Origin of the sequence: Pseudoxanthomonas sp. F11, assembly GCF_037046485.1 — a bacterium.
In the GTDB taxonomy this organism is placed as follows: domain Bacteria; phylum Pseudomonadota; class Gammaproteobacteria; order Xanthomonadales; family Xanthomonadaceae; genus Pseudoxanthomonas_A.
Genome location: NZ_JBANLZ010000001.1, coordinates 634938 through 654917 on the forward strand (window position 1 = coordinate 634938; position 19980 = coordinate 654917).

A 19980-nucleotide genomic window follows, 5' to 3' on the forward strand; every position below is an offset into this window, starting at 1 on the left:
TCGTAGATTCATTTACGTGCTGCATGCGTGAAGATCGCGAATTTTCTATTCCTGCGCGCGTCGGTTGCGTACGCGAAAAGGAGGTTCGCTCGATGCGTCTCTTCCTGAGGTAGAGACACGGCCGTGGATCGGTCGCTCACGCCATCGCGGCCTGGCAAGCCCGGAAGAGGTCTTCTCGAGACGAGAAACCCCGGCCAAGGCCGGGGTTTCTCCTGCACTTCCCTGTACATGCTCGCGGTGCATCCTCAGAAGGTGACACTCCAGCTGTTGATGTAGCCGGTATCCTTTCTGGCGCGATCCCGGGCACGCAGGCGCCAGCTGCCGTTGAGCGCTTCGCTGGACAGGTTGACCGTGTAGGTCTGGTTGATGTTGTCGGCGCTGCCGCCCGTGCGGTTATGCAGCACGTACACCGAACCATCGGGTGCGATCAGGTCCACGATCAGGTTACCGATGTAGGTGTGCACGATGTTCACCGCCACCTGCGCGTTGCTGGGCGCATTGCCCGTACGGCCCGACACGGCGATGGTGCTGGTCACGCCGGTGCTGTTGTTGTCCGGAATGTTGACATCGGTGCCGTTGGTGTAGGTCGTCGTGCCGCCGCCCGGCGGGGTGCCGCCCTGCACCGCCGTCACCGCGCCGTCGGCGTTGGCGATGCCCGCGCCGCACCCGCCGGAGCACGTGCCGGGCAACGGACGCGCCGTGCTCTTCAACGTGCTTTCCACCTGTGCAGGCGTCAGCGGCGAGGGCGCCGCGGCCTGCATCAGCGCGACCACGCCAGCCACGTGCGGCGCCGCCATCGAGGTGCCGTGGTACGAGGCGTAGCTGGCGCTGCCGGGCGTGGTGGTGCCGCTGTTGAGCGTGGACAGGATGCTCTGCCCCGGCGCGGAGATGTCGATGCCCGTGCCGTAGTTGGAGAAGCTGGCGCGCGAGCCCGCCGACGTGATGGCCGCCACGGCGATGACATTGGGACAGTTCGCCGGCACGGCGTTGGACACGTTGACGTTGCTGTTGCCGGCCGCCACCACCACGGTGGTACCGCGACCGACGGCGCCGTTGATCGCGTTCTGGTACGTGGTGGAGCAGGTGCCGCCGCCGCCTAGCGACAGGTTGATCACTTCGGCCGGGTTGGCGTTGGCGGGCACGCCGCTGACCGTGCCGCCGGAGGCCCAGGTGATCGCGTCGGCGATGTCCGAGGTCAGGCCGCCGCATCGGCCCAGCACGCGCACCGGCACCACCTTGGCGCCGAACGCGGTACCGGCCACGCCACTGGCGTTGTTGGTGACCGCCGCCACCGTGCCGGCCACATGGGTGCCGTGCCAGCTGGAGTTCGCGACCGGGGAATTGAGGTAGCACTCACCCGCCACCGGGTTCCAGTCGCCTTCGTCGTTGGGGTTCGAATCGCGGCCGTCGCCGTCGCGCGAGACGAAGGTATCGCTGATGAAGTCGTAGCCCGGCAGGAGGTTGGCGTTGAGGTCGGCATGGTCGGTGATGCCGGTGTCGATGACCGCCACGACCACACCCGCGCCGGTGGACTTGTCCCACGCCGGCTGCACGTTGATGCCCGACGAGGTCGTGCCGAAGCCCCACTGTTCGGAGAAGCGCGTGTCGTTGGGCGTCAGCACCGCGTACATGCGCTGGTCCACTTCCACGTAGTCGACGTTGGGATCGGCGGCCAGCTGGCGCATCAGCGACTCGGCTTCCACCCGGTCCAGTTTGCGATCGGCGCGCACCACGTCCGCGCCGCCTGCCGCCAGCCGGCGCAGTTTCTGCAGGCCCAGCGCGCGGCCGCCGCGCTGGGCGACGCCGGTGCTGGCCGCATTGGTCAGCGAGCGCTGCAATTGCGTCGGATTGGTGCTTTCGGCACTGCCGTCGCGGTACTTCACGATGAAGCGGTCGTAGCCGCCCGGCTCTTCCGCCTGCAGGCCGCTCATGTCCACGCGGCCGGCCATCGCCGGCAACGCGTACAGCGATGCGAGCACGGCAGACGACAGGCATAGCAGGCGAACTCGCGAACCACGCATTGCAAATCCAGACATCAGCTTCTCCCAAAATGTTGAAAAAGCCGCGAACGCGGCAAAGGCCCGGACGGGACGCAAGAGGTGGCACGGAGGACATGGCGGCCTGCCGCGTTCGGCCGAACGACGCGCCGTGCAACGCATGACGCATCCAGACGCTAACGGAGCGAACCCGCGCCATTCCGTGACAGCGAGCACACTTGATCGCATCACGATTGCAGCGAAATCTAGATTGCCTCCGCCTTGAGGAGCATCCGCGGAACGACGGGCAGCGCCATGCTCGGCACTCGGCCCCGCGATGCGGTTCCATCTCACACTTGCATCGCACCCGCCACAAAAAAACGAGGCCCGCCAAGGGCGGGCCTCGTCCTCGTCCGTGCGCAAGGGTGGATCAGTCGCGCAGCTTCACCAGCCAGCCATGGCGATCCGGCAGGCGGCCGTACTGGATATCGGTCAGTTCCTTGCGGATGCCCATCGTCACTTCACCCGCCGGCGCGTTGATGTCGCCAACGGCGAAGCCCTTGCCCTTCAGCTGGCCGATCGGCGTGATCACGGCGGCGGTGCCGCAGGCGAAGACTTCGACGATGTCGCCGGAGGTCACGCCCTGCTTCCACTCATCGATGGAGACCTTGCGCTCTTCGACGGCGTGACCGCGATCGCGCGCGATCTGCAGGATGCTGTCGCGGGTGATGCCTTCCAGGATGCTGCCCGACAGCGCCGGGGTGACGATGCGGCCGTCCTTGTAGACCAGGAACACGTTCATGCCGCCGAGTTCCTCCAGGTACTTGCCTTCCACCGGATCGAGGAACAGCACCTGCGAGCAGCCCTGTGCCTGCGCTTCCTGCTGCGGCAGCAGCGAGGCGGCATAGTTGCCGCCGCACTTCGCCGCGCCAGTACCGCCCTTGGCGGCGCGTGCATAGTCTTCGGACAGCCAGATCGACACCGGCGCCACGCCCTTGGCGAAGTAAGCGCCCGCCGGGCTGGCGATGACGTAATAACCGGCCTTCTGCGCGGCGCGCACGCCGAGGAAGGCTTCGGTGGCGATCATGAAGGGACGGAAGTACAGGCTGGTCTCCGGCGCCGACGGCACCCAGTCGCCATCGACGGCGACAAGTTGGCGCAGCGACGCGACGAACTCGGACACCGGCAGCTGCGGCAGCGCCAGGCGTGCGGCCGAGCGCTGCAGGCGCGCGCCGTTGGCGTCGGGACGGAAGGTCCAGATGGAACCGTCGGCATGGCGGTAGGCCTTGATGCCTTCGAAGATCTCCTGACCGTAATGCAGCACGGAAGCCGCCGGGTCCAGCGACAGCGGGCCGTAGGCGCGTACCTGCGCATCATGCCAGCCCTGCGCCTTGTCCCAGGTGATCTCGACCATGTGGTCGGTGAAGTGCAGGCCGAAACCGGGATTGGCGAGGATGGCGTCGCGCTCGGCGGCCGTGCGGGCCTTCTCGTTGCGGATCACGCGGTAGGTCAACGGGGCGGCGTTCATCACGTTCATCTCTTCCTTCCTGACGGGTTCTGCAGCGGGCGAGCCGGGGCTCAGAGCATGCCGGTTTCCAGCTTGGCGGCTTCGGACATCATGTGGCGGCCCCACGGCGGGTCGAACACCAGTTCGACATCGGCCTCGGCCACGGTGGGGATCATTTCCAGCTTGCTGCGCACGTCGTCGACCAGGATCTCGCCCATGCCGCAGCCGGGGGCGGTCAGCGTCATCTTGACCTCGACGCCGCGCTGGCCATCCTCGCGGGTGCTGAGGTTGGCTTCGTACACCAGGCCCAGGTCGACGATGTTGAAGGGGATCTCCGGATCGAAGCAGGTGCGCAGCTGGTTCCAGACCAGCGCCTCGACCTCGTCGTCGCTGGCGTTGTCCGGCAGCGACAGCGGTTCGGTGGGTTCCTTGCCGATGGCGTCGCCGTCCTTGCCGGCGATGCGGAACAGGTTGCCTTCCACGAAGACGGTGTAGCTGCCGCCCAGCGCCTGGGTGATGTAGCCGTAACTGCCGGCCGGCAGGGTGACGAGTTCGCCCTGCGGCACCAGCACGGCCGCGCAATCGCGGGAGAATTGGACGGGTTCGCTGCTGCGGGAATACATGCCGGACCAGATGGTGGCGCGCGTGGGGCGCTGCAAGGCGGCCTATTGTAGCCCCCACCCCCGGGAACCGGGTCGAAGCCTTATCCTTGGCGGCCCTGTCGGAGTTCCCATGCCCCCCGCGACGCGTCGCCCTTCCCGCTGGCTGGTCCCCCTGATGTTGCTGCTCGGCGGCGCCAGCCTGGTCCTGATCTGGGTGACGGCCGCCCTCTATCTGCAACGGCAGGCGGGCTGGATGGCCCTGCTTGCGGCTCTGGACGTGATCGTGGTGCTGCGTCTGGCCGGCATGCCGGCGGGCACGCCGCGGGCCGCGCTGGCACTGGTGGCGACGGTGGTGATCTGCGGGATGTCGCTGTGGGGCATCGTGGCGACGCAGTTGGGCTTCGCGCTGGGGCTCACGCCGTGGGATTCGGCGCTGAAGCTGGGCCTGCACCATGGCTGGACGCTGCTGATGTTGGCGATGACGCCGCTGGACTGGGCCGCGCTGGCGCTCGCCCCGCCGGCCGCCGCGTGGGGCGCACGCTGACCGTTCAGGCCAGTCCCCCCTCGCGCATGCAAGTGGCGAACACCTGCACGGCCTGCTCGATCTCGGCCACGGACATGCTGGCGAATCCCATCAGCAGCCCGGCCTGCGAGGGAGAACGCTGGTAGTACGGCGCGATGGAGTACAGGTCCAGCCCTTTGTCGCGCGCGGCGAGGATCAATGCGTTCCCCTGTTCCGGGTCCGCCCTGCGCAGCCACGCGACAAGGTGCATGCCAGCGCGCGAGTCGGCCACATGCAGCGCATCGCCCAGTTCCCGCGACAGCGCGGCCAGCAGCGCGCCACGTCGCTCCAACAGCGCGCGCCCGGCGCGGCGCAGGTGGCGCTCGAAGCCGCCATCGGCCATGAAGTTGGCCAGCGCGGCCTGCTCGATGGCGGAACTGCCGAAGTCGTCCTGCCACTTGGCGTTGAGGTAATCGCGCTGCAGGCCGGGCGGCATCACCAGGTAACCCAGCCGCAGCGAGGGGAACAGCGCCTTTGAGAACGTGCCCACGTAGACCACACGGCCGTCGCGGTCCAGTGAGCGCAGCGCAGCCAGCGGCTGGGCGTCGTAGCGGAATTCGCCGTCGTAGTCGTCCTCGAAGATCCAGCAGTCGTGCCGGCTGGCATAGGCCAGCAGTTCCAGCCGGCGCTCCAGCGTCATGACCACGCCGGAAGGGAACTGGTGCGACGGCGTCACGCACACCAGCTTGGGCGGCGCGGCAGGCAGCCGGTCCAGGCGCAGGCCGTGCGCGTCCACCTCCACGGCCTCCACCTGCGCACCATGGATCTGCAGCACTTCGCGCATCGCCGTGTAATGCGGTTCCTCCAGCACGGCGCTTTCGCCCACGTCCAGCAGCACGCGTGCGGTCAACGCCATGGCCTGCTGGGTACCGGCGACGATGAGCACGTCCGCGGGGGCGGCCTGCACGCCGCGACGGCGCGCCAGGTAGTCGCACACCGCTTCGCGCAGAGCCGGCAGGCCCTGGGTCATCGGGTAGCTGGGGGGCGTGTACGCGGCGGCGCGGCCCAGTTCGCGCGCCCAGGCGGTGGTGAGCGCGGGGTTGGTGTACGGCACACCGTAGGAGAAGGCGTAGCGCATGCCGGGCGTTGCCCGCCCGGGCATGGTGGCGTGGTCGTGGAAACGGCGGCCGCGCCGGGCGAAGGCGGACTGCGGGGGGTGCTCGACCTGGGCGGGCGACGGCAGTGCCTCGGGCTTGACCGGGGGCGTGACGAAGCTGCCCGACCCCACCTGGCCGCGGACGAAGCCCTCCGCCCGCAGCTGCTCGTAGGCGGCCAAGACGGTGTTGCGCGACAGACCCAGCTCGCGCGCCAGCTGGCGCGTGGCCGGAAGGCGGCCACCTTCGCCCAGGCGGCCGGCGAACATGGCCGCCTTGAGGGCCCGGGTCAGCTGGGCATGCAGCGGCCCCTGGCCGTCCATGTTCACGTGCACGAAAAACTCCCTGCGTGGATTGGCCCTATTCCAAGCGATGGAATTGGACCTTGATAGTGCCACTTCCAAGCGCGTTGATAGAGCCAATTCCCCTGCCGGAGGTGTCCCGCCATGCCCGTCCTGCTCGCCCACGGCGTCGAACGCCCTCATCTCCGGACGCCCTGGGTGCTGCTCGCGGCGGCCACTGGCGCGGTGCTGGACCTCGGTGTGGTGGTCCTGTTCTGGGGGTTCGAGGGCGTGGACCCGCTGCGCATCCCGCAGTCCATCTCCGCCTGGTTCCTCGGCCGCGCCGCCTACGACGGCGGCACCTCCACCGCCTTGCTCGGGGTGCTGGCCTACACGGCGCTGGTGTGGCTGCTGGCGCATCTGTACCTGGCCGCGTTCAGGCGTCATGCCGCGCTGCGCCGACACCCGTTGCGCGTCGGCGCCCTGTTCGGCGCGTCGATGTACGTGGCGGTGTTCCATGTGGCCGTCCCTTTGCTGGCGGTGGAGGGCGGCGCACCGTCCCGACCCGACGGGGTGCTGGTATGCCTGCTGGCGTGCGCCGGACTGATCGGCGTACCGATCGCCTGGGCGTGCGGACGCGTGATGCGTCGCTGAAATCCGCGTCGGCATGGCCCCGTGGGGCGGGGACGCAATTGGATCTGTGCATGCGCGCACGCCACACGTCCAATCGCAGCCCCGATGTCCCATCCGCATGCACATGACACCTTCCTGCTTCCGCCGTGCCGTCGCTCCCACCGTGTTCCTCGCCGCCGCCTTCGCGGGCTCGCTCGACCTGCTGTACGCCTTCGCCTTCTGGGGTGCCCAAGGGGTGCCACCGGTGCGCATCCTGCAATCCATCGCCTCGGGGTGGCTGGGGCGCGAAGCCTATTCGGTCGGCGCGCCTGCGGCCGTGCTCGGCGCACTGTCGCACTACGGCATCGTGCTGGTGATGGCGTGGGCCTGTTATCGGGTGGCGCGCATCTGGCCCGCACTGGCCCGGCGCCCCTGGCTGTTCGGACCGCTCTACGGTGCAGTGCTCTATCTGGCGATGACCTACGTGGTGGTGCCGCTCTCCGCCGCAAGCAACGGGCAATGGCCTGCGTGGCAATGGAGCCAGCTGGCGCACCTGGCTGCGCACATGGCGCTGGTGGGCACACCCTGCGCATTCGCCGCCGCACGCGCGCTGCGCGGCCCGGCGCCCGGCTGACGACAAAAGGGCGTGCACGTTCATTCCGGCCCGCATGCCGACAACGGCAACTCCATCGCCTGCAGTCCCTCGCCGGTCAGGGACGACTCGGCAAACAGCACCAGGCCCATCACGCGGATGTCCGCATCCGCAGGCAGCGGCACGCTGGCCTCGCTGGCATGTGTGTCGCCGAGGACTGGCAATGGCCCCTGCAGGTGTCTTACCACCCGGTCGTGCCGCAGCCACCTGCCGGCGTTCTCGCCGCCCGTCACCCGCCGGCTCAGCCCGTCCTCATAGAGGGCCAGCCACAACAGCGATGACGAGACGGACGCTTCCCGCGTGTGTGCGCCGATCGCCACGCGCAATTCGCCCTGTCCGCGCGTGACATCCAGGGAGAGGTCGATGCCCGGCGGCAGAAAACGCTCCGCCGCCAGCAGCCTCGAGAACGCGCCCGTGTCCCGCCAATCGACCAGCACGTGCCGACCCATCATCACCTGAGGCGTCACCACCACGCGCTTGCCGGCGAGCAGGACGCGTGCCTCCTGTCGCCTGCCATGCAACGGTGCGGCGAACGGATCGGGCCAGCCGATATCGTCCCAGTAGTCCACGTGCAGCGCCAACAGCACGGGCCGCTGGTCTGGCGGCTGGAGCGCCAGCGACGACAGCCATCGATCCGCTGCGGGGCATTCGCTGCAGCCTTCGGCGGTGTACAACTCGACCAACGGCACACGCCCGCTTCCGCTCGTCATCGAACACGCCGCATCGGCTTCCATGCACGCGGCGATGCCCGTGATCCAGCAGACGGCCCGCAATGCACTGCGCAGCATGGCGACTCCCAGGCGTGAATGGAAGGCATGACGCTAGCGGCGCGCTCCCGTGAGCGTTGTGCAGGCGCTGCGCAAGTCGTGGCCCGGGATATCGCTGCACGCGCCGCATGGACGCGCCGGTCCGGATGATCAAGCCGCGCATATCGTTTTCGTCGTGGTGCGCGCAATCCCGGGGTTAAGAACTCGTGATGCTGACGGAAGCCCGCCGACGCAGCGCGGGCGCCTTCCACCCATCACGGAGCCATCCCATGACGTTGCAGCACAGCCCACTGCGCGAGGCCATCCGCGTGGCGCTCGCCGCCACCGCGATGTACACCTGCGCCGCGGCCGCCCAGGACAGCACGCAGGACCCCACCACGCTGGACCGTATCGAGGTCACCGGCAGCCGCATCCGCCAGGTCGACATGGAAAGCGCCGCGCCGGTGTTGACCATCAGCCGGGACGACATCGAGCGACAGGGTTTCCAGTCCATCGCCGACATCCTGCAGAACATCTCCGCCACCGGTGCGCCGGCGATCAGCCGCGCCATGCCGTTGTCGGCGGGCGAGAATGTGGGTGGACAGTTCATCGACATGCGCAACCTCGGCACCGTGCGCACGCTGGTGCTGGTGAACGGCCAGCGCATCGGCGCCAGCACCAGCGGCCTGCAGGACATCTCGCTGATCCCGACCGCCGCCGTCGAACGCATCGAGGTGCTGAAGGACGGCGCCTCGTCGATCTACGGCTCCGACGCCATCGCCGGCGTGGTCAACATCATCACCCGCTCCGGTGTGGAAGGCGCGCAGGCGCAGCTCTATCACGGCCAGTACGACGAGGGCGACGGCAAGATCACCCGCGCCGACTTCGTACTGGGTTTCAACGGCGACCGCGGCTCGCTGACCACCGCGGTGGAGTACCGCAAGGAAGAGGAGGTCATGGCCCGCGACCGGCCATACTCGGCGTACCCGCAGGGCCAGTGGCATCCCACGCGCGGATGGACGACGGTGAGTCAGTGGGGCGTGATCAATCTTCCCGCGTCCCTGGGCGGCAATCGCGTGCTCGACGCCGGCGCCGACTGGCGCAACATCGGCAACTTCCATGCGCTCAACACCAATACCGGCACCAGCGCGGCCGATCCGGCCGGCTCCACCGCCGACAAGAGCAATCCCAACCAGCAGACCCACCTGCGCACGCCGCTCGAGAGCCGCTCGCTGTTCGTCGATGGCAGCTTCGACCTTAACGAGGACATCCGCCTGCGCGGCAGCATGCTGTACAGCGAGCGCGAGGCGGCACGGCAGGTGGCCGGCTACCCGTTCCAGAGCGCGTCGTTCGGCCTGATGATGTCGGCCGACAGCTACTACAACCCGGTCGGTACGCACCACGGTTATGCCACACCGACCGCCGTCAACTTCGCGCGCCGCACGTGGGAGATCCCGCGCGTGGACAAGCCCACCTCCACCACCTGGCGCTTCACCGCGGGCCTGGAGGGCAGCTTCCAGGCGGGCGAACGGTTCTACGACTGGGACGTGAACTACCTGTACAACAACAACAAGGTCCAGCAGGAGAACTACGGCAACCTCAATCTGGCGCGCGTGGCGCATGCGGTGGGCCCGTCGTTCCTCAACGCCAACGGCCAGGTGCAATGCGGCACGCCGACCAGCCCGATCCCGCTGACCGACTGCGTGGCCTGGAACCCCTTCATCCCCTTCGGCCGCGTCGGCGACGGCGGCCTGACCGACAACCAGGCGCTGACCGACTTCCTGTTCCAGACGTTGAACTCGACCGGCGAGACGGAGACCGAAGCGTTCACCGCCAATCTGTCGGGCTCGCTCTTCGCGCTGCCCGGTGGCGAACTGGGCTTCGCCGTGGGCGTGGAAAGCCGCAAGGAATCCGGCCGTTTCATTCCCGACGCGATGGCGGTGACGGGCAACTCAACCACCCTGTCCGCAGGCCCCACCCGCGGCAGCTATCGCGTGGACGAGCTGAATGCCGAGCTGTCGATCCCCCTGCTGGCCAACCTGCCCGGTGCCGAGGAGTTGAGCTTCAGCGTGGCCACGCGCTATTCGGACTACGACACCTTCGGCGATACCACCAACAGCAAGCTCGGTTTCAAGTGGAAGCCGGTCGACTCGGTGCTCGTGCGCGGCACCTACGCCGAAGGCTTCCGCGCGCCGACCATCAACGACCTGTACGGCGGGGGTTCGCAGACCTTCAGCTTCTTCACCGACCCTTGCGACACGCTGTTCGGGGCATCGGCCGGCAATGCATCGGTCCGCGCGCGCTGCGCCCAGGACATCGCCAATGCCGACACCTACCGCCAGCTCGCACAGGGCTTCGTCCCGGCCGGATCGCCGAACTCGCAGACACCGGTGGCGTTCTTCAACGGCTCCAACCCGGACCTGCTGGCGGAATCGTCCGAATCGAAGACGCTGGGCGTGGTGTGGAGCCCGGGATTCGCCAGCGGCCTGAACGTCAGCCTGGACTGGTGGAACATACGTATCGAAGACACGATCGTGGCCGATACGCCCACACAGATGCTCAACGACTGCTACATCCAGAACGATGCCGCGCGCTGCGCCGCCTTCACCCGCGACCCGGTGCTCGGCTTCGTCAACAACCTGACTTTCAACGGCATCAACGCCGGTTACCGCGAAACGGAGGGCTACGACCTGGACCTGAGCTATCGCCTTGCCACCGAAGCGGCGGGCGATTTCCGGCTGGTCTGGCAGACCACCTACACCGCGCGCGATGAGATCAAGACCGACACCAACCCCGCCACCCTGCCGCAGCAGTTGGTCGGCTACGCGACCTCGCCCGGTTTCATCGGCACGTTCCGCGTCCGCTCCAACGCCAACCTGACGTGGACCTACGGCAGCTTCGGCGCGACCTGGGGCGCCCGCTACTACTCCTCGCAGAAGGAAACCTGCCTGTCCGCAGCCCTGTTCCCGGACGAATGCAGCGATCCCAGCTTCGTCGCCGCTAACCCGGCGCAGTCCCGTGCGGTGCACAAGCGCGGCTCGGTGACGTTCAACGACATCGAGTTGCGCTGGACGGCGCCGTGGGATGCGACGATCTCGGTGGGTGCCAACAACGTGTTCGACCGCCAGGGCCCGCAGTTCTACAGCCAGCCCAGCGCCAACGTGTCCTACCACGGCCAGTACGACATCGGCCGCTTCCTCTACATGAAGTATCTGCAACGCTTTTGAGCGACGCCCGCGTCCGGACCCGTGCTGGGGCCGGACGCGGGGCGCGCAGCGGCTGCACATCCATCGCGCGCGTGCGGTCCATTGCCGGCGCTGCCCGGGCACCACGCGCCCCCGTGCGTTGCGCGATGCTGCATGCGTCCACAGCGCCGCACCGCTCTCACGGCCAGACCGGGCGCCAGTTCCCCGCAGAGGAACGTCCTGCCCTTCAGGTGGACATGCCCGGCCCCGCCGGGCGTTCTTTTTTGCGGCCGGGAAACGCGGCCGGGGCGACGCATTGGCCCTCGTGCAGGGCAGCGAATTGGCCCTCAAACGCCGCGCCAATGACGCCTAGAGTGGTCTTGATGCAGTGCTTCCAGCGCATGCATGCAGAGGGCCAATACGATGCGCACACTCCACTACAGCCTCAGGTTCGGCGACAGTCTCGATCTCTCCCGACTTCCCGACGATGCCTTCCACGTCCTGCATGCGCGCGGCCGCGGCATCCAAGTGGATACACCCGCCGGATGGATGTCGCTGTGGTGGCCGCTGCACGGCCCACTGGCTCTGTCCGCCACGGGCGGCCACTGGACCCTGCCCTCACGCCACATGCAGGTGTGGCGTGACGGTGCGCTGCGCTGCCGCGCACTCGGTGCGCGCGGATGGCTCGCACTGTGTGCGCCCGTGGCCGCATGGGAGCGTATGGGGCAGACCCGCGAGCCGGCGAACGGGCTACTGCCATGGCGCGGCCGCGCCAGCCGCGACGCGGCGGGCCTGCTCGCACGGATTGCCCGCGACGGCCACGCAGGCGATGCACGCACGCCGGGCGACCCTGCCACGTTGCTCGAAGCCCTGCATTCTGCGCTGGCCGACCTGCAGGTCGATCTACAGGCCTGCCTGGCCCGCTGCAACGGCCGCACCCTGGCACGGCGGCAGCAGACGTTGCTGCGCCTGCTGCGCGTGCGCCATACGATCGAATGCAACCCCGACGTGCGGCTGGACCTGGATGCGCTGTCCGGCATGGCGAACTACTCGCCCTGCCACCTTATCCGCATCTATCGCAACGTGTTCGGGGAAACACCCACCGAGTACGCCGCGCGCCTGCGCGAACGCCAGGCTTGGGACATGGTCAGCGGTACCGGACTGCCGATCTGCGAGATCACCGGAATGCTGGGATTCGAGAGCCAGAGCGCATTCTGCCGCGCGTTCAAGAACGCCTTCGGCCGCACCACTTCGGAAGTCCGCCGCCTGCGACAGGAGGACGCCGACGAAGTGCGCCAGCCCGCTGCCGCCTGACGACCAGGATGCGCGCAGGCCGGCGGCCTCAGTGCCCGCCGTCCAGCGCCTTCAGTTCGCTGACCAGCGCGTTCGCCATCTCCGAGCCGTCGCCGTACAGCATGCGGGTATTGTCGGCGTAGAACAGCGCGTTCTCGATGCCGGCGAAGCCCGTGCCCTTGCCGCGCTTGATGACGATGGTGTTCTTCGAATTCACCACGTCGAGGATGGGCATGCCGTAGATGGGGCTGGCCGGGTCGGTCTTCGCCACCGGGTTGACCACGTCGTTGGCGCCGATGACCAGCGAGACGTCGGTGTTGGCGAACTCGGGGTTGATGTCGTCCATGTCGGCGATCAGGTCGTAGGGCACGCCGGCTTCGGCCAGCAGCACGTTCATGTGGCCCGGCATGCGGCCGGCGACCGGGTGGATGGCGAACTTCACCTTCACCCCGCGTTCCATCAGCTTCTGCGTCAGCTCCCAGATCTTGTGCTGCGCCTGGGCCACCGCCAGGCCGTAGCCGGGCACGATCACCACGCGTTCGGCATAGGCCATCATCGCGGCCACGTCGGCGGCTTCGATGGGCTTCATCGATCCGCCGATCTCCTGCATGGCCGCGCTGCCGCCACCGAAGTTGGAGAACAGCACGTTGCTGATCTTGCGGTTCATCGCCTTGGCCATCAGCCGCGTCAGCAACATGCCGGCCGCGCCCACCATGGTGCCGGCGATGATCAGCGCTTCGTTGCCCAGCACGTAGCCTTCGAACGCCACCGCCAGGCCGGTGAAGGCGTTGTACAGCGAGATCACCACCGGCATGTCGGCGCCGCCGATGGGCAGCGTCATCAGCACGCCCAGCGCCAGCGACAGCACGAAGAAGGCGATGATCCATGGCATGGCCAATGTGGCCAGCGCCATCACGCCGCAGGCGATGGCGGCCAGCGCGACCAGGGCGTTGAACCACTGCTGGCCCGGGAAGGTGTAGCGCTTGTCCATGCGCCCGTCGAGCTTGGCCCAGGCGATCACCGAACCGGTCAGCGAGACCGCGCCGATCAGCGCGCCGGTGACAGCCAGCGACAGCGTGAAGGTCGACGGAACAGCCGCTTCGCCGCCGGAATAGCGCACCAGTTCCACCGCGCCGATGGCCGCCGCGGAACCGCCACCCATGCCGTTGAACAGCGCGACCATCTGCGGCATGTCGGTGATGGCGACCTTCTTGCCCCACACCCAGTTCAGGCCCACGCCGACCACGATGGCCGCGACCATCAGGCCGATGTTGTGCAGGCCCGGCAGGAAGAACGTGGCGATCGTGGCGATCAGCATGCCCACGCCCGCCCACTGGATGCCGCTGCGTGCGGTCCGGGGGCTGGCCATGCGCTGCAGGCCCAGCAGGAACAGCGTAGCGGCCACGAAATAGCTCAGCTTCACCAGCGTCAACGCACTCATGCAAGGCTCCCTTCAGACGACGACGCGGACCGCTTGTCCAACCGATGGTGTTCACGCATCTCGATGGCGGTCTTCAGCAGCCCCACCATGCCCAGGCCGAACGCGACCAGTCCCAACGACAACTGGTTCACCACCGTCGTATCGGCCAGGTACGCACCGACCAGCCCGGCCACCATCGGGGTGACCGTATACAGGGACAGCAGCACAAGCATCCAGCGCCCCTTGCGCGGGTCCTGCCAGACCCGCCTGGAGACGTCGTTCTGCGTTCTGGTGGGGTCCTGCAGCGAAGACAGGCCGATGCCGATGCCGGCGTACAGCAGCACGTAGTTGAAATCGTCGTAGACCGTCGCCCCGCTGTCGGTGCCGGCCACCGCGAGCGACCAGCCCGCTTTGGCCGCGTACCCCAGCGCCACCAGCAGCGCGGGGTACTGCAGGTAGCTCAACCACTGGAAGAGGTCGCGCGCGGTGGCGCGAGCGGGCGCAGGCGTGATCGGCATGCTGCTCACTTGCCACCCGCGGGCTTGCTGCTCTTGAACATCTCCAGCATGCGCTCGGTGACCACGTAGCCTCCGGCGGCGTTACCGGCGCCAAGCAGGACGGCGATGAAGCCGATGGCCTTCTCCAGCGTCGTATCGGCGTGGCCCAGCACCACCATCGCGCCGATCAGCACGATGCCGTGAATGAAGTTGGAGCCCGACATCAGTGGCGTGTGCAGGATCACCGGCACCCGCGAAATGATCACGTGCCCGGCGATGGCCGCCAGCATGAAGATGTACAGCGCCACGAACCCGTCGCTCATCCGCTCCCCCATCCTGTCCACGTTGTCGGCGCCGCCGCGCAGGGGCGGGGCGTGTTCCGCATCATAACCATACCTGAATCCACCGGGGCTCCAGCGGGGGCGTGTCAACCGGACGCGCCGTGGCGCGTTCCCGCCTGCGGTAACCACGGAGGATCGACCTTGACGCCCATCCCCGCCCCTGCGCATCCGCATCGCCCGCGCCCTTCGGATCGCGGCTGATTCACGGCACCGGCCGCTAAGCTATGTTGGTGAGCAGCGCCCCCCCTCCGTCGCCGGACACGATGTCGTCCCCCGTATCGGCGGCGACGCTGGAACGGTTCCTCGCCGACATCGGCCCGCGGGCGTTCCGTTTCGCCGAGGCCGGACTGCGCCACCGCGAGGACGCGCTGGATGCGGTGCAGGACGCCATGATGAAGATGCTGGCCTACGCAGACCGCCCCGCCGAAGAATGGACCCCGCTGTTCTGGAGCATCCTGCGGCGGCGGATCGTGGACCTGCAGCGCCGCGCCAGCTTCCGGCTGCGCTGGCTGCTGCCCACCGGCGACCGTGGCGAGGAAGGCCCGGTGGACTGGGCGCCCGACCTGGGCGCGGGCCCCTCGCAGGCGCACGACCAGCGCGAGGCCTACGCGCGTCTGGTGAGGGCGCTGCGCGGCCTGCCGGCACGCCAGCGCGAAGCGTTCACGCTGCGCGTGCTGGAAGAACTGGACGTGGCGGACACCGCGCGCGTCATGGGTTGCTCGGAGGGATCGGTGAAGACCCACCTGTCCCGTGCGCGAGACGCCCTGCAGAAGCAACTGGAGGAATTCCGATGAACCCGCATACCTGTGACGACGGCGGCTTCGATGCGCAGGCCCGCAGCCTGCATCGCGCGGCGCTGGCGCAGATGTCGCCTCAGACCCTGGCGCGCCTGCGCGCCGCCCGCCATGAAGCCCAGCGCGCCGCGCCGGCCTCCGGCGGCGCGCGCCCGTGGCGCTGGCTCACCGCGACCGCGTTCACCGCCGTGCTGGCGGTCGGCGTCGGCCTGCAGTTCCTGCCGCAGGCGCCCACCCCCTCCTCCCCCGGCGTCACGACGCCCGTGCCGCTGGCTGCGACCGACGGCGACGCGCTGGACGGAACCGCCGCCGGCACGCTGGAAGAAGACCCCGACCTGTACCTGTGGCTGGCGTCCGCCGAGGCGCAGCCCCTTGCGATGGAGTGACCCATGACATCCCGTATCGCCCGCCTCTTCGTCCTGGGCCTGCTGGCCTTCGCGTCTGCCCAGGCGTTCGCCCAGTCGCCGCCGCCCGCGCCCCTGCCCACCTGGGAACAGCTGACCCCGCAGCAGCGCGAGGCGTTGATCGCCCCCTTGCGCGACCGCTGGAACCGCGAGCCCGAGGACCGTCCCCGCATGATGGAGCGCGCGCAGCGCTGGCAGGCCATGTCGCCCGAACAGCGCGCGCAGGCGCGTCACGGGATGAAGCGCTTCGAAGGCATGAATCCGGAACAGCGCCGGCAGGCCCGCGCGCTCTACGGCCGGATGAAGGAACTCACGCCCGAGCAGCGCGCCGCGCTGCGCGACCAGTGGAAGAAGATGACGCCCGAGCAGCGCGAGGCGTGGATGCAGGAGAACGCACCGCGGCGGCGGCCGTCGCGGGAGGAACGCTGATCCGGTTTCGCCCGCGTCAGGCCGCTTGCGCGGGCGCGCCGGACCGTTCCGGCCACACGGTCTTCGCCAGCAGTTCGTCGTTCCAGTCGAACTGCAGCGCACCGTCCCTGACGAACAAGGACACGAAGTTGAGCACGTTGCGTGCGTACATTTCGCTGGCGTGCACCGCGCCCAGGCTGGCCAGATTCAGCGGCCCGGCGATGGTCACGCCCTGTGCGTCGTAAGTCTCGCCGGGGCGGGTGAGTTCGCAGTTGCCGCCGGTCTCCGCCGCCAGGTCCACGATGACGCTGCCCGGTTTCATGCCCGCCACCATCGCGGCGGTGATGATCTTCGGGGCCGGCCTGCCGGGGACCGCCGCGGTGCACACCACCACATCGATGCCTTTGAGGTGGTCGGCCAGGCGCTGCTGCTGCAGAGCGCGTTCCTCTTCGGTGAGCTGGCGCGCATAACCGCCCTCGCCCGCCGCGCTCACGCCCAGGTCGAGGAACCTGCCGCCCAGCGATTCGATCTGTTCGCGCGTTTCCGGGCGCACGTCGAAACCTTCCACCTGCGCCCCCAGGCGCTTGGCCGTGGCCACGCCCTGCAGCCCGGCCACGCCGGCACCGACGATGAGCACCTTGGAGGGCCGGATGGTGCCGGCGGCCGTGGTCAGCATGGGGAAGAAGCGCGGGGCGAGCTGCGCCGCGATCAGCACCGCCTTGTAGCCGGCCATGCCGGCCTGTGAACTGAGCACGTCCATCGCCTGCGCGCGCGTGGTGCGCGGCAGCCGTTCCAGCGGAAAACTCTGCAAGCCACGCGCCTGCAGCGCATCGGCCCGCACGGGATCGGCGGTGGGCTGGAGCATGCCGACCAGCGTGGCGCCCGCCTTGAAGCCGGCGATCGCATCGGAGGCAGGCGGCTGCACGCAAAGCAGCACATCGGCCTGCGCCCGGCCTTCGCCCCCATCCACGGCGGCGCCGGCATCGGCGTAGGCCTGATCGATGAAGCCGGCCCCCGCGCCTGCGCCACGTTCGACGACCACGCGCGCACCGGCGGCGATCAGCTTCTTCACCGTCTCCGGCGTGGCGGCCACCCGGCGCTCGCCGGGCGCGGTTTCCTTCAGTACCCGAACTTCGACCGCCATGGCGCCCCTCGTCGTTAGGTCATCGCTGCGGCGATGCTAACAGAGCGCGGCAGGGCCGCGCGGACACCCGGCGCGATCAGGAAGGAATGCCTGCCGAGGGCGTGGGCTCCAGGCGTTCGATCACGCCCTGCATCGCGCTGTCGAACGCGTCCTCGCTCTGGTGCGTGCGCAGGCGGCCCAGCCTGACCATGGCCGCCAGTTCCTCCGGCGAGGCCACGCAGAAGCGCACGCCGCGCCGGTTGACGAACAGCAGGCGCGAGGAAATGGGACTGACCCAGGACAGCTTGCCGGCCTGGACCTTGTTGTCCTTGTCGATGAAATCCAGCCACGTACCGATGGGCAGGCCGCGGAAATGGTCCGCATCGCTATGGTCGAAATCGAGCGTATCGGCCCCACCGACCAGCTGGATGGGCGTGGCCTCTTCGTCCACGGCCGGCTTGGGCAGCACCACCTGGGGCAGTTCGGGCAGTGCCTTTTCCAGGTCCGGACGCGCCGCGGCCACGGCCTGCAGCGTGTCGTGCAGCGCGTCGACGGCCCCGCCCGCCGCATCCTGGTTCAGGCCGACACTGGCGAACACCTTCAGCAACGCCGGCCTCCAGGCCTGCAGCCACGGCTTGCCGATCACATGGCGCTGCGCTTCGGTCAGTTCTTCCAGCAGCCCGTCGGCCAGCGCCAGCGATTCGCGCAGGCCCTCGCCCTCTTCGCCCTCGCGCAGCACCGTCATGGTGACGTGGTGGGCCCACGGCTGACGCAGGAAATCCTCGATCGCCTGCGGCACGCGGCGGTCGGCCAGGCGCTCGTCCAGCTCGGCAGCCATCCGGGTGCGCGCAGCTTCCAGGCGCTCCTGCCCGCGCTGGATCTCGGCGGCACGGCGCTCGGCGATCTCGATGCGGCGACGGTGCTGTTCCAGGAACGCGCGGAACTCCTCTTCAAGCGTCAGGAAGATGGCCAGATTCTCGTTGAACTCGGCCACCAGGCGGTCGATGACCTCCTCGACCTTGGTCAACAGGGTGCGCTCGGCGGCACTCTCGCCGTTGTTGCCCTCGCAGGCCTCGGCCAGCACATTCAACAAGCGGCGCGCAGGATGCGTCTTCTGCACGAACATGCGGCGGTCCAGCAGCGCCACCTTGACGAACGGCACCACCAGGCGGCCGATCAGTTCGCGCGGACGGCCTTCCAGATCGCGCTCGTCCAGCATCACGTCGAACAGCATGCCGACCAGGTCGATGGCGTCCTCGTCGACCGGCGCCAGACGCGCCGTGGCCGGATCCACGCCCAGCTGCATCGCGCTGCTGAGCACTTCGTTCTTCAGGCGCTGCGACAGCGACTCGCCCGTGTCGCCGATGGCGGCGCGCAGCGTGGCACTGGGGGAACTCTGCAGCAGCGACAGCACCGACAGCATCTCGCGCTGCGACAGGTCGCGCTGCGGATGCGCCGGGCGCGGCGCCTCGTCCTGCACGTCACGGCCACGGCGCGATTCCTGCAGCAGGTGATGCAGTGCCTCCAGCAGCACGCCCTGCGCACCGGGCGCAGCGGCATAACCGGGCGGCACTTCGCCGAAGCCGGGGGACGGCGCACCGGCATGTGCGGCCTGCAGGCCACGGTTCACGCCGGCCATGCGGTTGAGGAAGCGCGCGGCCCAGGCCGGGGCGCCCGGCTCCTCGTCGGCGATCAGGTCCTCCAGCTCGCGCGCAGGCTCGGGCCTGGACGCACGGCGCGCCGCCGGATCCGGCGCGGTACCGCCGCCGAGCCGTTGGTCGAGCGCCGCGTAGATCCGGGCGATCGCCGGGACCAGGTCCCGTTCGCACAGCTTGATCACCACCAGCCTGACCTCCGGGGCCAGGTCGCAGGCCGAGAAGGCCTGGTGGACCGCCACGCCGATGTGCTCGGGGCCGATCGGATTGAGGTCGCTGTCCAGCACCACGTCGCCGGCGATCCAGCCGAGCCGCCGGTCCAGCCGCGCCAGCACCGGCTTGCAGTCGCGCTGGATCACGCTGGCCAGGTTGCGTACGGCCAGCCGGGATTCGAGTTCCTGGTCCGTCACCAGGGTCAGGGTGTCGTCCGCCCCCTGTGCGAATGCGGTCTCCATCGACAGCGGCTGTCCTTCCTGCAGGGACTTCCAGGCACGCTGCAGGTGGGCGCGGAAGCGCACGATGATGTCCTCGCGACGGCGACGCAGCTCGCGCATGGCATCCAGGAACGCCATCTGCGAAGGGCCCGCGCGCTCCGCGCGGTCGAACAGGGCGTCGTCGAACCGGCCCAGCGCCATGGCGAAGGCGTCCACCAACGGCGGGATCGCCGCGTCGCGCGCCTGGTCGAGCAGGCGCGTGTCGCGCCCGGGGCGGTCCGCGATATTGAAGACGTTCGACATGCGCAGGGTCTCCGCCCGGGGAGGGCGAAAGGCGTTCGGGGGATGCGGACCGGGGATCCGCCATGACATCGTAGGAAATCCGCCGCACGGG

General features: G+C 68.8%; 18 protein-coding genes. 8 read left to right on the forward strand and 10 right to left on the reverse strand.

The window, feature by feature from the left end:
* Positions 1-245: 245 nt before the first annotated feature.
* The 3 genes from V8246_RS03235 to sufT form a co-directional block, all read right to left on the reverse strand.
* On the reverse strand, positions 246-2036 hold the full coding sequence (locus tag V8246_RS03235; protein WP_336187875.1) for a S8 family serine peptidase: 1791 nt from the start codon (positions 2034-2036) through the stop codon (positions 246-248).
* A 370-nt stretch (positions 2037-2406) separates the two neighbouring features.
* Complete coding sequence (locus V8246_RS03240) at positions 2407-3504, reverse strand: branched-chain amino acid aminotransferase (RefSeq protein ID WP_336188321.1); 1098 nt, start codon at positions 3502-3504, stop codon at positions 2407-2409.
* A gap of 50 nt (positions 3505-3554) precedes the next feature.
* Complete coding sequence (gene sufT / locus V8246_RS03245) at positions 3555-4106, reverse strand: putative Fe-S cluster assembly protein SufT (RefSeq protein ID WP_336188322.1); 552 nt, start codon at positions 4104-4106, stop codon at positions 3555-3557.
* Positions 4107-4215: 109 nt separating this feature from the next.
* Between sufT and V8246_RS03250 the strand changes: the two genes are divergently transcribed.
* Positions 4216-4629, forward strand: coding sequence for a hypothetical protein (locus V8246_RS03250; RefSeq protein ID WP_336187876.1), 414 nt, complete (start codon positions 4216-4218; stop codon positions 4627-4629).
* 4 nt (positions 4630-4633) lie between these two features.
* Here the strand turns inward: V8246_RS03250 and V8246_RS03255 are convergent, their stop codons facing one another.
* Entirely contained in the window at positions 4634-6076 is a 1443-nt protein-coding gene (locus tag V8246_RS03255) for a PLP-dependent aminotransferase family protein (RefSeq protein ID WP_336187877.1), read from the reverse strand.
* 111 nt (positions 6077-6187) lie between these two features.
* On the opposite strand from V8246_RS03255, the gene V8246_RS03260 reads away from it, so the two are divergent.
* Both V8246_RS03260 and V8246_RS03265 read left to right on the forward strand, forming a co-directional pair.
* Positions 6188-6676 carry a hypothetical protein gene (locus V8246_RS03260; protein ID WP_336187878.1) on the forward strand — a complete coding sequence of 163 codons (489 nt, stop codon included), beginning with the start codon at positions 6188-6190 and terminating at the stop codon, positions 6674-6676.
* A 103-nt stretch (positions 6677-6779) separates the two neighbouring features.
* Positions 6780-7268: a hypothetical protein gene (locus V8246_RS03265; protein ID WP_336187880.1), complete on the forward strand. Its 489-nt coding sequence runs from the start codon at positions 6780-6782 to the stop codon at positions 7266-7268.
* Between the two features lie 20 nt (positions 7269-7288).
* Here the strand turns inward: V8246_RS03265 and V8246_RS03270 are convergent, their stop codons facing one another.
* Positions 7289-8074: a DUF1223 domain-containing protein gene (locus V8246_RS03270; protein ID WP_336187881.1), complete on the reverse strand. Its 786-nt coding sequence runs from the start codon at positions 8072-8074 to the stop codon at positions 7289-7291.
* A gap of 248 nt (positions 8075-8322) precedes the next feature.
* Here V8246_RS03270 and V8246_RS03275 point away from each other — a divergent pair, with 248 nt between their 5' ends.
* Positions 8323-11259, forward strand: a complete 2937-nt coding sequence (locus tag V8246_RS03275; protein WP_336187882.1) for a TonB-dependent receptor — start codon at positions 8323-8325, stop codon at positions 11257-11259.
* 381 nt (positions 11260-11640) lie between these two features.
* Positions 11641-12531, forward strand: coding sequence for an AraC family transcriptional regulator (locus V8246_RS03280; protein WP_336187883.1), 891 nt, complete (start codon positions 11641-11643; stop codon positions 12529-12531).
* A 28-nt stretch (positions 12532-12559) separates the two neighbouring features.
* Here V8246_RS03280 and V8246_RS03285 read toward each other — a convergent pair whose 3' ends face one another.
* Genes V8246_RS03285 through V8246_RS03295 form a run of 3 tightly spaced genes read right to left on the reverse strand, consistent with a single transcriptional unit; the run spans position 12560 to position 14750 of the window.
* Positions 12560-13951, reverse strand: coding sequence for an NAD(P)(+) transhydrogenase (Re/Si-specific) subunit beta (locus V8246_RS03285; RefSeq protein ID WP_336187884.1), 1392 nt, complete (start codon positions 13949-13951; stop codon positions 12560-12562).
* Positions 13948-14448, reverse strand: coding sequence for a hypothetical protein (locus V8246_RS03290; RefSeq protein ID WP_336187885.1), 501 nt, complete (start codon positions 14446-14448; stop codon positions 13948-13950). Before V8246_RS03290 ends, V8246_RS03285 begins: the two co-directional genes overlap by 4 nt.
* A gap of 5 nt (positions 14449-14453) precedes the next feature.
* Positions 14454-14750, reverse strand: coding sequence for an NAD(P) transhydrogenase subunit alpha (locus tag V8246_RS03295; RefSeq protein ID WP_093296220.1), 297 nt, complete (start codon positions 14748-14750; stop codon positions 14454-14456).
* A 281-nt stretch (positions 14751-15031) separates the two neighbouring features.
* Here V8246_RS03295 and V8246_RS03300 point away from each other — a divergent pair, with 281 nt between their 5' ends.
* From V8246_RS03300 to V8246_RS03310, 3 genes are read left to right on the forward strand one after another with little or no spacing between them, the layout of a single operon-like run.
* Positions 15032-15562, forward strand: coding sequence for an RNA polymerase sigma factor (locus V8246_RS03300; protein WP_336187886.1), 531 nt, complete (start codon positions 15032-15034; stop codon positions 15560-15562).
* Positions 15559-15948: a hypothetical protein gene (locus V8246_RS03305; protein WP_336187887.1), complete on the forward strand. Its 390-nt coding sequence runs from the start codon at positions 15559-15561 to the stop codon at positions 15946-15948. Before V8246_RS03300 ends, V8246_RS03305 begins: the two co-directional genes overlap by 4 nt.
* Positions 15949-15951: 3 nt before the next feature.
* Positions 15952-16395, forward strand: a complete 444-nt coding sequence (locus tag V8246_RS03310; RefSeq protein ID WP_336187888.1) for a DUF3106 domain-containing protein — start codon at positions 15952-15954, stop codon at positions 16393-16395.
* Between the two features lie 16 nt (positions 16396-16411).
* On the opposite strand, the gene V8246_RS03315 is transcribed toward V8246_RS03310, so the two are convergent.
* Both V8246_RS03315 and V8246_RS03320 read right to left on the reverse strand, forming a co-directional pair.
* Complete coding sequence (locus tag V8246_RS03315; RefSeq protein ID WP_336187889.1) at positions 16412-17518, reverse strand: NAD(P) transhydrogenase subunit alpha; 1107 nt, start codon at positions 17516-17518, stop codon at positions 16412-16414.
* A 76-nt stretch (positions 17519-17594) separates the two neighbouring features.
* Positions 17595-19889: a DUF1631 domain-containing protein gene (locus V8246_RS03320; RefSeq protein ID WP_336187890.1), complete on the reverse strand. Its 2295-nt coding sequence runs from the start codon at positions 19887-19889 to the stop codon at positions 17595-17597.
* Positions 19890-19980 lie beyond the last annotated feature (91 nt).